We start from the raw sequence: 13,689 nt of genomic DNA, 5'->3' as shown, positions 1-13,689 counted from the left end.
CGCCATGACGGGTTCACCCCGGTTCGGCATCTGGGCCGCCGTCCACGGCTCCCGCGCCGCCCACCATGATCCCGACGAGCCGGACGATGCCAGCTGGGAGCGCAACCGGGCCTTGGTGCTGGAGGCGGAGGCGCTGGGCTTCGACGCGGTGCTGGTCGCGCAGCACACGATGAACCCCTACGATCCGCAGCGCGATCAGCTGGAGGCCTGGACAGGAGCGGCGGCGCTGGCGGCCCTGACCCGGCGCATCGAGATCATCGCGGCGATCAAGCCCGGGCTTTACCACCCCGTGGTGCTCGCCAAGATGGCGCTGCAGATCGAGCATATCAGCGGCGGCCGCTTCGCCCTGAACCTCGTGAATGCCTGGAACAAGGCCGAGTTCGAGCGAGCCGGGCTGCCCTTCCCGGCCCATGACGAGCGCTACGCCTACGGCCGCGAGTGGATCGGCCTCGTGGACCGGCTGATGCGCGGCGAGCGCGTGACCCTCCAGGGCCAGCACTTCCAAGTGGAGGAGTACCAGCTCCGCCCGGCCGGGACCTTCCGGGCGCGGCCGAGGATCTATCTCGGCGGCGAATCCGAGCCCGCCCGGGCGCTCGCCGCCGACCATGCCGATGTCTGGTTCATCAACGGCCAGCCGCTCGCTGAGGTCGCGGCGCTGATCGAAGACGTCGCCCGCCGCCCTGCCCCCAATGGCCCCCTGCGCTACGGCCTCTCGGCCTTCGTGATCGCCCGCGAGACCGATGCGGAGGCGCAGGCCGAGCAGGACCGTCTCCTCGACCTCGCCCAGCGCGACGCGGCCCTGCGCGCCGACACCCGGGCCCGCACCGATGCCGCGAGCGTCATGTTCGCCAAGACCGATGCGGCCGCCTCCCGGCATGTCGGCACCAATGGCGGCACCGCCGCCGGGCTGGTGGGCAGCTACGAGACTGTGGCCCGCCGTCTCCGCGACTTCCACGCTGCCGGCATCGACCTGTTCATGCTGCAGTTCCAGCCCTTCGAGGCCGAAATGCGCCGCTTCGCCGAACAGATCCTGCCGCGCGTCCGCTGATCCGGAGACCCGTCACGGCTCGAGCTCGACAAGCCCCTGCCGGAACCGCTCCCCCTGCCGCCCGACGCCAACCACACGATGTTCCTCGGCACGCTCGCCCTCGCGCGCCGGGACCGGCTGACGGTCCGCCAACTCCTGCGGGCGCTGGGCGGCGGCGTTGGCCACCGCATCGTCGTGGGCACGCCGGAGGCGATCGCCGACGACATCGAGGCCTGGTTCCGCGCGGGCGCGGCGGACGGCTTCAATCTGATGCCTGACGTGCTGCCGGATGGTCTGGAGACTTTCGTGGACGCGGTCGTCCCGATCCTCCAACGGCGCGGCCTGTTCCGCCGCGACTATACCGGCGCGACCCTGCGCGACCATCTCGGCCTGCCACGGCCGGCGAGCCGCTTCGCCGCCACGGACGCCGCGGCTTCGGCATGATCAAGTGCAGCAGCATCAGGCTGAGAGAATTCCGCTCTCGATCTTCCCGACGACACGAGAAGCAAGACCTACCAACATGCGAAAGTTCGACAGTCGATACTCTTGATGCCACGGAGCGCAGAGCGATAAGAATATAAGCATTATCGTTCAAGAATTTTCTTCGAGAAGCGTGCGCCGTGCCCCAATACTCCCGTCGTCTTTTCCTGTCTGGCGCGCTGGCCCTGAGCATGGCGCCGGCGCGCGCCGCGACGGCTCCCCTGCGTGTCGTGGCCTCGTCCGTACCGCATGCGGAGATCCTCGAATTCGTCGCCGACAAGCTCGCCCCCGACCTGCCGCTCAAGACCATCGAGATCTCGGGCGATCTCCGCCCGAACGCCCTGCTGCGTGACGGCGACGCCGACGCCAATTTCTTCCAGCACGTGCCCTTCCTCCGTTCGGAGGAAGCCGCGATGGGGGTGCGCTTCGCCGTCGTCGCGGCGGTGCATATCGAGCCGCTGGGATTGTACAGCCGCCGGGCCAAGTCGCTCGCGGACGTGCCGGCCGGCGGGACCGTCGCCCTGTCGAACAGCGTGTCCAACACCAGCCGAGGCTTGTCGCTGCTTCAGGCCAACGGCCTGATCCGTCTGCGGGCGAAGGACGCGGGCGTGAACGCGACCTTGGACGACGTCCTCGAGAATCCGAAGAACTTCCGTTTCGTCGAGATCGCGCCTCCGCAATTGCCGCGCTCCCTCGATGACGTGGCGATCGCAGTGATCAACGGCAATTACGCGCTGGAAGCGGGGCTGGAGCCCGCACGGGACGCGCTGGCCCTCGAACGCGCCGAGGGCAATCCGTATGCGAACGTCCTCGTCACGACCGAGGGTTTGGCGAAGGATCCCCGCATCCAGCGTCTCGCAACGCTGCTGACCTCGGCCGAAGTCGCGGCGTTCATCCGCAGCCGCTACCGCGGCTCCGTGATCCCCGTCCGGAATTCATGACCGACCACGGTTGCGGGACGACGGAGGTTCGGTGCGGGCGCAGTCCGGCCTCTGCCTCGGGGCCGGCGTCCGCGCCCAGAATGCGCCCAGGGAATTCCGGATCGGCTACCAGAAGTTCGGCCTCATCGTCGCCGCCCGGCAGCAGCGTCTGATCGGAAAGCCGCTCCTATCGCGACTTCGCATCGCAGGTCGCGGCGTCCGTCGGAGACCCATCGGGGGACCGGCGCGGTCGCCCCGTGGACCGCGACGTCTTCGGTAAGCAGAGCCGTGCTGCATGCCGGTGACCACGACCCCGACGTCTCCGCGCCCACCGATCGACTCCGATGGGCGGAGGGCTCTCGGAGTGACCGCATTCGATGCGGTGCGCGTCGTTCGCAAGGACGTGCTCGGGTCGCAGGCGGCTCCTTCCATTGCCCAACCCATCGGGTTTTGATCTAAGCGCTGCAGGGTGGCCGCTCCGTGAGGAGCAGCGGATTTGCGAGCCCCGCGATCGTGCTGACGGGCGCCACGCAGGCCCGGCCTGCGGCGTGGCCGGGGCGACAGGTGTGCTGCCCGGCTCGCAGCTCTCCAGCGGGACCGGCCTGGGGTGGGTATACCGTTTGTCAGCCGAGTTCGGGCATGGATGGCGGCTTCCCATCGACCACACCAAACGGAAGGGCTGACGCCACGATGCGAACGATCGTTTATGCCGATGGCGGTTGCGACCCTAACCCCGGGCCAGGTGGTTGGGGGGTCGTCGTTGCGGCCCCGGACGGCACGGTCGAGCTGTGCGGCGGAGAACCCGGTACGACGACCAACAACCGCATGGAGCTGACGGCCGCGATCAAGGGTCTCGAGCATTTCCCGGCCGGAGCCGCGATCGAGATGCGGTGCGACAGCCAGTACGTCGTCAAATCCGTGACCGAGTGGATGCGCGGGTGGAAGGCGAAAGGCTGGCGCACGACGACGGGTGACGTGAAGAACGTCGACCTCATGAAGCGCCTCGACGAACTGAACGCGGCGCGCGACGTGAAATGGACCTGGGTTCGGGGGCATGCCGGCGACCGTCTCAATGAGCGCGCCGACGCTCTCGTCCACCGAGGCCGCCGCGAAGCGAAACTGGGCAAACTCGAATCGCGGACCCATGCTGCGCCCATACCTGCCGCGACCCCCGCATCGGCTTCGCCCAGCCAGGGTGCGGACCTGCGCGTCGATCTCGCGCTGGGTCTCCAGATCACGCGCGCCGCAAAGGCTGCGGGCGTCACGCCCGACGCTCTGGTCGACGATGCGATCCGCTTCTACCTCGAGATCGGGCCTCGCGAGGTCGCACGCCTGCGATCGAGCCGGGCCTAGTGGCCGAGGCCGATCCAATTCGCCTCGTGGATGTGTCCGCGGATGAGCGCGATCGCGCGGTCCTTGAACTCGCCGACATGACGCCGGCTGCGACGGGCCTGCGCGACATTCATCCCGCGACGCTGCCGAAGCTTTACCTCGACTCGCAGGGGCACGGGGATGGACGGCTACGGCGTGCAGGCGGCCGTCGAGACGGAGCGTCTGCTGTTCGCCGCCCACGCGCTCAAGCGCGGTGACCCGGTCGTCCTCGGCAATCGGCCCGCCCGCAAGGTCGGTGATCTTCGCGCGCCTATCGAGGCGGCCGGCGGACGGTTGCTCCACCGACCGGCCGACTCTTTCGGCTTCAATCCGATCGGACTCGTCTTCGCCCCGCTCACGGCCAGACCACGCGCCGAAGCAGCCCGCAGAATCAGCGCCTCCTGGGACACCATCACACGCCTGTTCCCAGGCGCTTCTCCACGGCCGAGTGCCGCAACTTTCCCGCGGCCGCAGGCTCCGACTCTGACGATCCGGTCAGATCCGATGAAGCGCTAGTCCGGCGCCGAACGCGGATGAAGCTCCCTGTATCGCGCGATGGCTGCCCGCGTGTTGAACAGCAGGCGATCCGGACCGAGTTCCTGATCCAGGCCAGCGCGCCGCACCATGTCGAGGACGCTCGGATTGAGGTCCACGAGCCAGACCGTCACGTCGGTCCGCCGTACGCCCTCCTGCAGCATCTGCAGCGCCGAATACTCGATGTCTGGCACACGGCTGAGGTCGAGGGCGACGATGCGTGGCGCACGGTCGGCGACCAGCGCCCGGATCCGATCGGCCACGTTCTGCGCGTTGGCGAAATAGAGGCGGCCTTCGGGACGCAGGATCAGAAGGCCCTCGAACGTCTCGTCGTCGGGGTGCTCCGGAGACAGGGGGCGCAGGACATCGGCCCCCCGCTTGCGGACAATGATCGAGACCCGCGGATGGGCGGTCTGGAGGGCAAGGCCGAGGAGCGAGAGCACGATCGCCACGACAATGCCCTGGAGTGTTCCAAAGACGAGCACGCCGAGTGCCGCCACAATCGCCCAGCGGAATTCCATGTGCCGTACGTTGTAGATGGCCCGGAACTCCTCCGGCTGAATGAGGCTGGCTGAGTAGACGATGACGATCGCCGCGAGGGTCGCCTGCGGCAGGAGACTGAGGATCGGAGCCAGGAACAGCATCGTGGCGAGAGCCGCCCCGGCCGTCACGAGCGAGGCCACTTGTGTCCTGCCGCCAGCGGCTCGGACGACACCGGTCTGAGACGTTCCGCCGCCGGCCGGCATGCCCCCGAGCAGGGCTCCCCCCAGGTTCGCCAAGCCCGTGGCGACCAGTTCGCGATTGGCATCCAGCGGCGGATCGCCGGGCCTCACGAACGCCCGTGCCGCGGCGATGCTCTCCGTGAAGCTCATCAGGGCGATGCCCATCGCGCCCGGCAGAAGTGCTTGAGCGAGCGCTGGGTCGGGCAAGCTCAAGGAGGGCAGGCCCTGCGGGATTGTCCCGACGGTCGACACGCCCGCGGCGCCAAGATCCAGCAGCCATGAGGCAATGAGGGCAGCCGCCACCGTGACCAGAGGGGCTGGCGCGTGCGGCTTGAGCCATTCCATCCCGACAAGCACGGTCAGCGTGGTCCCTGCGACGGCCAGGGTCGGTAGGGAGGTTGCGGGCAGGTGCTGAACGAGGCTCACCACGTCCGCAAGGAAGGACTGTTTCGCGACGTGCAGCCCGAGGAGCTTGGGAGCTTGGTCCAGCAGAATGACGGCTCCGATGCCGGCCTTGAAGCCCGTGAGCACCGGCAGCGAGATGAAGCTGGCGACGAAGCCCAGCTTCAGCAGTCTGGCCGCGAGGAGCAGAGTTCCGACAAGTGCCGTCAGCGTCGCCGTCGCGGTGACGAGCTTCGCCGGATCGCCGTCAGGGACCACGCTGCCGAGTTCTGCCGCGGTCAAGATGGCCAGTGTCGTCGTCGAGCTGACGCTGAGCACGCGGGACGAGCCCAGAAGACCGTAGATGAGCGCGGGAACGAAAGCCGTATAGAGGCCGACCGCTACCGGCAGTCCAGCCACGGTGGCGAAAGCCATCGCCTTGGGCAGGACGACGGCCGCAGCCGTAAGGCCTGCCACCACGTCGAGCCGAATCTCCCTTGGCGCGTCTTTCCGGACTGGATGTGGCGTCGAACCGAAGCCCTTCATCTGCGCTCCTCGCGTTCGGCGTGGGCACGAGGATCGATTCTACCAGTGCTTCGACGATTCCCGCACAAGACGCCGCGCAGCTTCAGCCGGATTCTTGTCTTGAGAACATTCCTCAATTGAGTAACGGATCGCGTTCGCTCCGCGAAGTCGGGCGTGGTGAAGACCGAGATTGTCGCGCTGGCAGCCGAGAGCAGCATCCGCCACGGCCCGCGTCGATGGTTCACCTCGGTCTCGACCAGGCCGATCCCCGTCTCGGCGAGGCGCTCGGTGTCGCGGTTGCCCACGTCTTGCGATCCTCGGTCGGACTGGCAGACGCGGCCGCCGCCGGATCGCGACCCGCGGTGCAGACCCTGCGCCGTCGGACGATGCCGGCCAGGCCCCTCCCCCGCATCTGTTGGGTTATCCGTCACCAATGGGACGTCCGTCGTCCCGCTCTCTGCTCTAATTGAGACGATCTTCGTGCTCTCAGAGATAGCTCAGAGCCGGCCATCTCCCGGATCGTTTCAGCCGTACCATCGAACGGCAGGCCACCCAAAGGGGAATGCTGACAGCGGCGGCGATGAGCCAGAGCGCCGCCGGTGAGCCAGCCTCGACCCGTCCTGAAGCCCCAACCAGACCGACCGTCGCGGCTCCATCATACAGGAGACGCAGGAGCGCAAGGTGGAGCAGGTAGAAGAACAGCGGCGCGCCGCCGAAGACGCGCAGCCAGCCGACGAGCCGCGCCGGAACCACCTCGAACAGCGTCAGCAGGCAGAGGCCCAGCCCGAGCGTCAGCAGCAGAAAATCGGCGGACGGCGGGTACTTGGTCAGATTGACGAAGGACAGCGCGGTGGCGAGGGGCGTGCGGCCGGGCTGCCACGGCACCGGTTCGCCGTAACCGTTGAGCGCGCGCAGGATGAGGAAGGCGACGAGGGCGGCCGCCCCGAGCCCGACGAGCCAGGCGCGACGGCGCGTTTCGTCGACCGCTCCCGTGAAAAGCGGCCCGAGCGCGTAGCCTGCCGCGATCACGCCGATCCACGGCAGGAGCGGGTACGACGTCCGGGCCACGCCGCCCCAGGGCAACGCGATCATCCCGCGCTGATGCAGGATGGACCAGAGCACGTAGCCCGGCTCGCCCGCTTGAAGCACGAGCCCGTCGAGCAGGTTGTGACCGAGCATGAGCGCCAGGGCTCCGGTCACGAGGAGAACCCGCGGCAGCCAGAGCAACGCGGCCAGCGCCACCATGCACAGGCCGATCACCCAGATCACCTGCAGATAAAGGATCGGCGGCCAGAAGCTGCCGGCCCAGGCGACATTGACGAGCGTCACTTCCAGCAGGATCAGGAGCAGCCCGCGCTTGAGCAGGAAGGCGGCGGTCGCTCGCGGACCGTGCTTCTGCCCATAGAGTCTGGCCGAAAGGCCGGTGAGCAGGATGAAGAGCGGAGCGCAGAGGTGCGAGGACGCCCGCGTCAGGAACAGGTCCGGCGGCGTCGCGGCGAGATCCATGGGGTCTCGGACCTGCGCATGAAGGTAGAAGAACTCCCGCACGTGGTCGACGAGCATCAGGAGCATCACCAGCCCGCGTAAGGCGTCGATCGAGAGGATGCGCGGCGGGCGCTTCACGTCCGTGGTCGTCACGACTGGTCCTCAAGACGGCAAAGCAGATTTGGGCGCGCGGCCGGGGTCCAGACGGTGTCTCCGCGGAGCATGCAGAAGCCGCGACGGCTCAATCCGCCGGCAAATCCCACCGGGGTGTACGGCCGCTCGCGCACGAGAGCCGCCAGTCGCCGCTTCGACGCGTGCCTGGACCAATGCGCGCGAAGCGACGCGGCTCGAAGTTCTGCATCGCCGGGCCGCGTCTCAAAATCCGGGCGGGCAGCCGACGTCGCGACAGCGCTCATACGGACCATATCGCGAAGCGGCGGAAGGCCAGCCCGGCCAGAGCCAATGCCACGCCCCACAGGGTGAGCGCACTGAGCGCGGCCTGCCATCGCGCTGCGTCTGCCGCGATCACAGTTGGAAAGCGTGGCACGGCATCGTAGGCATCGAAATCGAGGCGCGTCGGGCAGCCTGCGCAGACAGCCGCCGGCCGCACCTCCTGCGCCAGGATGCGCGGTTCGAAGAAGGCGCGCAGGCTCCGGCGGTACTCGGAGGCTGCGGCGAGAAAGGCGGCGTGGCGGGCGGCGTCGGTGCCCGCCGCCGTGGCGAGCGCGAGGGCGAGCGTCGTCGCCGGAGACAGAAGAGCCAGGCGTGCGCTCCAGGCCGCGGCGCCCTCGGCGCGGGCCTGCATCCCTGCGCGGTAGGGGGCGAGCGTCGTCTCGTAGAACGCATCCCGGGCCAGCCGCTTGATTTGCGGCGTCTCGCGCAAGTCGGGTCGGTCCGTGGTGCCGGGCAACCGCGCCGTCAGCCATGCGGCCGTGACTTTCGCCGCCTCGTCGCCCCGGTAGAAGGCATCCTGAACTTGGCGGCTGGCGTCGATGGCGGCGATCCGCGAGGGGGGCGGCGCCAGTTTGTCCACCGCGAGACCGAGGAGGGCCGGCAGGACAACGGTCACGCAGGCCCAGGTCAGCACGAGGATCGTCAGCGACGCCACAGCCCCGCGCCAGAGGCTGGCGGCGAGGGCACAGGCGGCGACCCAGAGCACGACATAGGCGCAGAGCGCGGTGGCCAAGAGGGCCAGGGTCGTGGCCCAGCCCGGAGGGAGGTCCCGCCATCCCGCCAGCGCCAGGGCCAACGCCGTCCCCCCGATCACGGCGGCGACGAGGATGAGCGCTGCCGCGCCGAACTTCGCGACCGCGACGATCCGGGGGTGTACGGGCTGGGCCGCGATGAGGCGGAGGATCCCGGCATCCTGCTCGGCGGCAAGGCGCGTTCCCGCGATGGCGATCACCGCCAGGGGAACGAGGTAGATGAGGACGAAGGCGAGGTCGAAGGGCCCGAGCCTCAGCGCGGCGGCGGATCCCAGTTCGTAGGCCGTGTCCTCGAAGACGGAGCTGAAGCCGAAGCTCGTCTTCATGACGGCGGGTTGGATCTCGCTCTGCCCCGCAGAGAGCACGGCCAGGGGTGTCGGCGGCTTCACGGCGTCGGCGGCGAGGAAGTAGTGCATGTAGCCGAAGGCATGGGTCGGATCCTGCCAGTAATTGACCGTCATCGCACGCGGCACGGCGTAGCGGGCGGCGGCCTCCTTAGCGTCTCGAAGGGAGCGCGCGGCATCGTCCGAGGCTTGCGCCATCGCGGCCCGTTCGCCCGCCACACGCTGGGCACCGGTATGGCCCCCGAGGCAGAGGGCCGCCAGGAGCGCGGCGAGGATCGCCCAGGTCAGCCGCTCGCGCAGGATCAGGTGCAGTTCGGTCCTCAGCAGTGGGAGAAAGCGCGATTGGCTCACGGGGCCAGCCTGCGGATCAGGGGGATGCTCCCGGCGCCGAGCAGCGCCAGCCACAGACCGAGCAGGAGGGCCGGGACCCGGATCTTGGCGAGGGACCGCGACAGCGGCAGGGGCGCAAAGGCAAAGGGCGGAATTGCGCGCCACAATTCCGGCCCCGCCAGCATCGCGCGCCCGTCGCGCTGTGGGTTGTCGCGGATCTCTGCATTCATGCGCTCCGAGATCGCCCGCCGGTAAGCCTCGGCAGACCAGACGAAATGGGCGTGCTGAACGAAATCGGTCCCCGCAAGGCCTTCCGACACACGCTGGAGGGCGACGCGCGGCGAGAGCAGGCCCGCCCAGCCGAACGCGGCATCCCGCGCCGCCAGGGCCGCGAAGAAGGCTCCGAGTTCCCGGTCGTAGATCGCGAAGGCATGGTGGTCGTTCTCCACCATCATGAGGCCACGCAGATCCACCGGGAGTTCCTGCGGATCGCTCACGCCGTAGCGGACGAGCGTCGCCTGCGCTCGCGCATCGCTGGCTTCGGCGGATTTATGGGGACGCAGGTCCCCGTCGATCCGCAGCCGGGTCTCGCGATAGGACGGGGCGGGCGAGAGCATCTCCATGCCTGCAGTCGCGAGCCGTGGCGCGACGAGGCACAGCGCGATCCAGACCGCGAGGGAGATCGTCAAGGCTCCTCGCGCCGTGCGGGCCAGCAACGAGGCGATCATCGCGATGAGCAGGAAGACGGCACCGTAGAGGGCCTGCACCGCGACCCAGACGAGGAGGCGCGGCCAAGCCTGCCAACCCGCGGTGCCGAGGCTCGCGATGGCCACGCCGCCGAGCGTGAGGAGGGGCAGGCAGACCAGGACCGTAAGGACGAGGGTCAGTGCGGTGAAGCGGGCGGCAAAGAGTGGGATGGGCGGCGCGCCGTTGCCGAGGGCGAGGCGCAGGGTACCGCGCTCGCGATCCGCCGCGAAGGCGGCAAAGCCGAGGAGAAGCGCCACCAGGGGAACGACGAGGCCGACGACATCGGAGACATCGGAGAGGCCGGCCCGGTCGAAGGGGCCGGCATCCTGCACGGCGCGGTAGACCGCATCGTTGAACAGGTGCGCCTCGATCCGCACCATCCGGCCCGTATAGGGCTCGGTGCCGGGATCGAGGATGGCGAGGGGCGACGACGGGCGAAACACCCACAGGCCGTAATGATCGGCGGAATGCGGGTTCTTGGCATCCTGCCCGAGCCAGCGGGCCCGCTCTGCGGCCGTAACCCGCGCGACCTCGGCACCGTAATCGCGGGCGGATTGCCAGGCGCCGAGGCCCGTGACCATCAGGAGCAGGACGAGCAGGCCGCCGATCCAGCGGACGCGCGCGTCCCGCCACAGCAGCGCCAACTCCGCGCGGACGCGCCTCACGTGACCGCCCCCGACAGGCGCGCGATGTAGAGGCGTTCCAGATCGGTGTGCGCGTAGCGCCTCGGATCGATCTCCTCGGCGACGCGCCCGCCTGCCAGCACGCCGACCCGGTCGGCCATCTCGCGCACGCGGTAGAGGTCGTGGGTCGCCATCAGCACCGCCGTGCCGCGCTCCGCCGCCGCCCGCACCGTCCCGGAGAAGGCCGCCGCCGCCGATGGGTCGAGGCCGGATGTCGGCTCGTCGAGCAGTAGCAGCCGGGTCTTTCGCGCGAGCGCGATGGCGATGCCGACCTTCTGGCGCATCCCCTTCGAATAGCCGGAGGCGGGCCGCGACCAGGCCTCGGGCGCCAGGCCGGCCGCCGCGAGATGCGTCTCGGCCTCCGCCCGATCGATCGCGAGACCGGCGAGGGTCGCGAAGTAACGGAGATTCTCCAATCCCGATTGCCCCGGATACAGGGCCACATGCTCCGGGATGTAGGCGGTGCGCGCCCGGGCAGCGATGGGATCCGTCCCTGCATCGATCCCGCAGACCCGGACCTCCCCCGCATCGGCCTTCAGGAAGCCGAGGATGAGGTTGATCGTGGTGGTCTTTCCGGCACCGTTGGGACCGAGCAGGGCATAGACCTCACCCGCGCGCAGGGTGAGGTCGAGACCGCTGAGGGCGGTCCTGCCTCCGAACTGCTTGACGACGCGGCCGAGCGCCAACACCGGCTCAACCGCCATCAGAACCGCACTGTCACGGAGCCCGTGATGCGACGAGGCGAGCCCGGATAGACGCGGAATACGTTCAGTGAACTCTCGTAGTAATCGGTGTCGAATATATTCTCGATGTTGAGCGCCACGCGGGCGTTCCCGAATTTGTAATAGGCCAGCGCATCGACCGCGATGAAGCCCGGCAGGGTGAAGCCGGACCCCGCCGCGTCGCCCGCCCGCTCGCCCACGCCGCGCACGCCGCCGCCGATCCCGAAGCCGCGCCACGCGCCCGCTGGCTCGTAGACCGCGAGCAGGCTGCCGGAGTGGCGGGGCACGTTGACCAGGGGGGCGCCGACCGGAAGGACGTTGTCCTTGGTGACCCGGGCATCGGCATAGACGTAGCCGGCCAGGAGCTTCAGTTCCGGCGTGATCTGTCCCTGGGCCGTCAGCTCGAAGCCCTGGCTGCGCACGGCGCCGGCCGCGAGGGAGAAGCCGGTATTCGCCGGGTCGGGCGTGAGCACGTTCTCCCGCTCCACACGGAAGGCGGCGGCGGTGAGGAGCAAATTGCCGCCGAACAATTCGGACTTGGCACCGACCTCGTAGCCGAGGCCGGTCTCGGGCGGCAGCGCCGTGCCGCGCGTGACGGCGGCGGCGTCGGTGCCGATATTCGGTCGGAAGCTCGTGCCGACATTGGTGTAGAAGGCGAGTTCCGGGATCGGCCGGTAGACGAGGCCCGCCCGGGGCGAGGCCGCGACCCGTGACTGGTCCACTTGGCTGCGCACCACGCGCTCGCGGAAGCTCTGCTCGAAGATGTCGAGCCGAAGGCCGATCAGCGCCCGCCATTCCGGGCTCAGGACGATCTCGTCCTGCGCATAGAGGCCGGTATTGGTGATGCGCTCGAGATTGTTGCGTGGGATGGTGATCGGCGGCAGCGCCTGTCCGTAGACCGGCGAATAGATGTCGAGGGCGAAGGGGCTCGTGCGGAAGTTCGAGCGCAGATAGACCGTCCGGCTGTCGGTGCTCTCCCGGTCCATGCCGAGGAGGAGCGTGTGGCCGATGCCGCCCGTGTCGAACCGCCCGATCAGGTCGGCCTGACCGACCGCCACGTCCCAGCGATAGTCGCGCACGTTGCGGTCGCGAAAGACGGTGCGGTTGTTGGCGGCGATTCCGCGGATTTCCGCCGATTCCCCTTCCAGATCGCCGGTGTTGAAGTAAGCGGCGAGCCGCATCTGCCAGTTCTCATCGAAGCGATGATCGACGCGGACCTGCAGCGAATTGTTGTTCTGGTAGGTGCTCTGACCGGGCTCGCCGAGGAACCGCGAGAGCGGCAGGAAGCCGAGCTGGCGGTTGAGCGCGATCACGCCGCGGTCGAAGACGATGCGGTTCTTCACGAACTCGGTCTCGACCGTGACGCGTGTGTCCGGCGTGACCTGCCAACTCACCACTGGAGCCACGAGCAGCCGGTCGCTGTCCACGAAGTCGCGGAAGCTGCCGGCCCCCTGTGCGGCGAGATTGAAGCGATAGAGGACCGTCCCGTCCGCGTTCAGGGCACCGCCGGCATCGATGGTACCGCGGGTCAGACCGAACGAATCGACCTGATTGCCGAACTCGACGAACCGTTCGGCGGTGGGTTGCTTGGTGATGAGGTTGACGAGCCCGCCGGGATCGCTGCGTCCCAACAGGGCCGCCCCCGGTCCCTTGAGCACCTCGATGCGTTCGATGTTCTGCGCGTCGGGCGGAGGCGGGGTCCCGCGATTGAGGGGGAAACCGTTCTTGTAGATCTCCGAGGTCGTCACACCACGGATGGCGTAACTGAAGATCGAAAGCCCCCCGAAATTGTTCTGCTGGGCGACGCCGGGCAGATAGTTGAACGCCCGGTCTACGCGGGTGGCGGCGAGGTCGGTGATCGTCTCCCGCGGCGCCACGGAGACGGCCACCGGCACGTCGATCTGCGGAGTGGCGGTGCGCGTGGCGCTGACGGCCGTGCCCGCTCCGTATCCCGGCGTCGGGCCGATCAGGCCGATGGTGCCGCGCCCGGAGGCCGTCGTGCGGCCGGCACCCTCCCCGACCTGCTCGACCGAGAGTTCCTCCAACGTCACGCTCTCCTGCGCCCGCACGTCCTCGATCGGAAGCCCGGCCGAGAGGACAGCGGCGAGCGCCAGCCGCCGACCGCGATGCGGAGTCCGCGGACGACGCGCTGATGGCGCTGAAAACCGCGCAGGCTCGCCGAGAGACGGACGTTCGGAGGTCGCCACCACACA

At 68.9% G+C, this 13,689-nt stretch carries 10 protein-coding genes and 2 pseudogenes; 5 read left to right on the top strand and 7 right to left on the bottom strand.

All coding sequences use genetic code 11. The annotated features are described in order from the left end of the window. Positions 1 to 4 precede the first annotated feature (4 nt). From MCBMB27_RS25695 to MCBMB27_RS25675, 5 genes and pseudogenes are all read left to right on the top strand, one after another. The gene (locus tag MCBMB27_RS25695; RefSeq protein ID WP_075381588.1) at positions 5 to 1,048 is read left to right on the top strand and encodes an LLM class flavin-dependent oxidoreductase; all 1,044 of its coding nucleotides are present in this window, start codon (positions 5 to 7) and stop codon (positions 1,046 to 1,048) included. 6 nt (positions 1,049 to 1,054) lie between these two features. Beyond that, positions 1,055 to 1,471, top strand: a pseudogene (locus MCBMB27_RS25690) (LLM class flavin-dependent oxidoreductase); the annotation flags it as partial. A gap of 176 nt (positions 1,472 to 1,647) precedes the next feature. Then, complete coding sequence (locus MCBMB27_RS25685; protein ID WP_236952827.1) at positions 1,648 to 2,448, top strand: MetQ/NlpA family ABC transporter substrate-binding protein; 801 nt, start codon at positions 1,648 to 1,650, stop codon at positions 2,446 to 2,448. Positions 2,449 to 3,117: 669 nt separating this feature from the next. Beyond that, positions 3,118 to 3,780 (top strand): ribonuclease HI, encoded by a 663-nt coding sequence (gene rnhA / locus MCBMB27_RS25680; protein ID WP_043755200.1) that lies wholly within the window; start codon positions 3,118 to 3,120, stop codon positions 3,778 to 3,780. Between the two features lie 219 nt (positions 3,781 to 3,999). Next, positions 4,000 to 4,292, top strand: a pseudogene (locus tag MCBMB27_RS25675) (IS630 family transposase); the annotation flags it as partial. 18 nt (positions 4,293 to 4,310) lie between these two features. Here MCBMB27_RS25675 and MCBMB27_RS25670 read toward each other — a convergent pair. From MCBMB27_RS25670 to MCBMB27_RS25645, 7 genes are all read right to left on the bottom strand, one after another. Continuing rightward, entirely contained in the window at positions 4,311 to 5,981 is a 1,671-nt protein-coding gene (locus MCBMB27_RS25670; protein ID WP_075381586.1) for a SulP family inorganic anion transporter, read from the bottom strand. Next, entirely contained in the window at positions 5,978 to 6,265 is a 288-nt protein-coding gene (locus MCBMB27_RS31025; protein ID WP_139231604.1) for a hypothetical protein, read from the bottom strand. The genes MCBMB27_RS25670 and MCBMB27_RS31025 overlap by 4 nt, the downstream gene beginning before the upstream one ends. Before the next feature lie 181 nt (positions 6,266 to 6,446). After that, positions 6,447 to 7,598 (bottom strand): acetyltransferase domain-containing protein, encoded by a 1,152-nt coding sequence (locus MCBMB27_RS25665; protein ID WP_075381585.1) that lies wholly within the window; start codon positions 7,596 to 7,598, stop codon positions 6,447 to 6,449. 259 nt (positions 7,599 to 7,857) lie between these two features. Continuing rightward, positions 7,858 to 9,345, bottom strand: coding sequence for a DUF3526 domain-containing protein (locus tag MCBMB27_RS25660; RefSeq protein WP_075381584.1), 1,488 nt, complete (start codon positions 9,343 to 9,345; stop codon positions 7,858 to 7,860). Then, positions 9,342 to 10,736, bottom strand: coding sequence for a DUF3526 domain-containing protein (locus MCBMB27_RS25655; protein WP_075381583.1), 1,395 nt, complete (start codon positions 10,734 to 10,736; stop codon positions 9,342 to 9,344). Before MCBMB27_RS25655 ends, MCBMB27_RS25660 begins: the two co-directional genes overlap by 4 nt. Beyond that, complete coding sequence (locus MCBMB27_RS25650; RefSeq protein ID WP_075381582.1) at positions 10,733 to 11,458, bottom strand: ABC transporter ATP-binding protein; 726 nt, start codon at positions 11,456 to 11,458, stop codon at positions 10,733 to 10,735. Before MCBMB27_RS25650 ends, MCBMB27_RS25655 begins: the two co-directional genes overlap by 4 nt. After that, positions 11,458 to 13,545 carry a TonB-dependent siderophore receptor gene (locus MCBMB27_RS25645; RefSeq protein WP_236952826.1) on the bottom strand — a complete coding sequence of 696 codons (2,088 nt, stop codon included), beginning with the start codon at positions 13,543 to 13,545 and terminating at the stop codon, positions 11,458 to 11,460. Before MCBMB27_RS25645 ends, MCBMB27_RS25650 begins: the two co-directional genes overlap by 1 nt. Positions 13,546 to 13,689 lie beyond the last annotated feature (144 nt).

The organism is Methylobacterium phyllosphaerae (genome assembly GCF_001936175.1).
GTDB lineage: Bacteria > Pseudomonadota > Alphaproteobacteria > Rhizobiales > Beijerinckiaceae > Methylobacterium > Methylobacterium fujisawaense.
This window is presented reverse-complemented; position numbering and strand designations above follow the sequence as displayed.

Coding starts and splice junctions, on each gene's coding strand:
- MCBMB27_RS25695 (WP_075381588.1), top strand. CDS start 5: ATGACGGGTTCACCCCGGTTCGGCATCTGGGCCGCCGTCCACGGCTCC.
- rnhA (WP_043755200.1), top strand. CDS start 3,118: ATGCGAACGATCGTTTATGCCGATGGCGGTTGCGACCCTAACCCCGGG.
- MCBMB27_RS25670 (WP_075381586.1), bottom strand. CDS start 5,981: ATGAAGGGCTTCGGTTCGACGCCACATCCAGTCCGGAAAGACGCGCCA.
- MCBMB27_RS25650 (WP_075381582.1), bottom strand. CDS start 11,458: ATGGCGGTTGAGCCGGTGTTGGCGCTCGGCCGCGTCGTCAAGCAGTTC.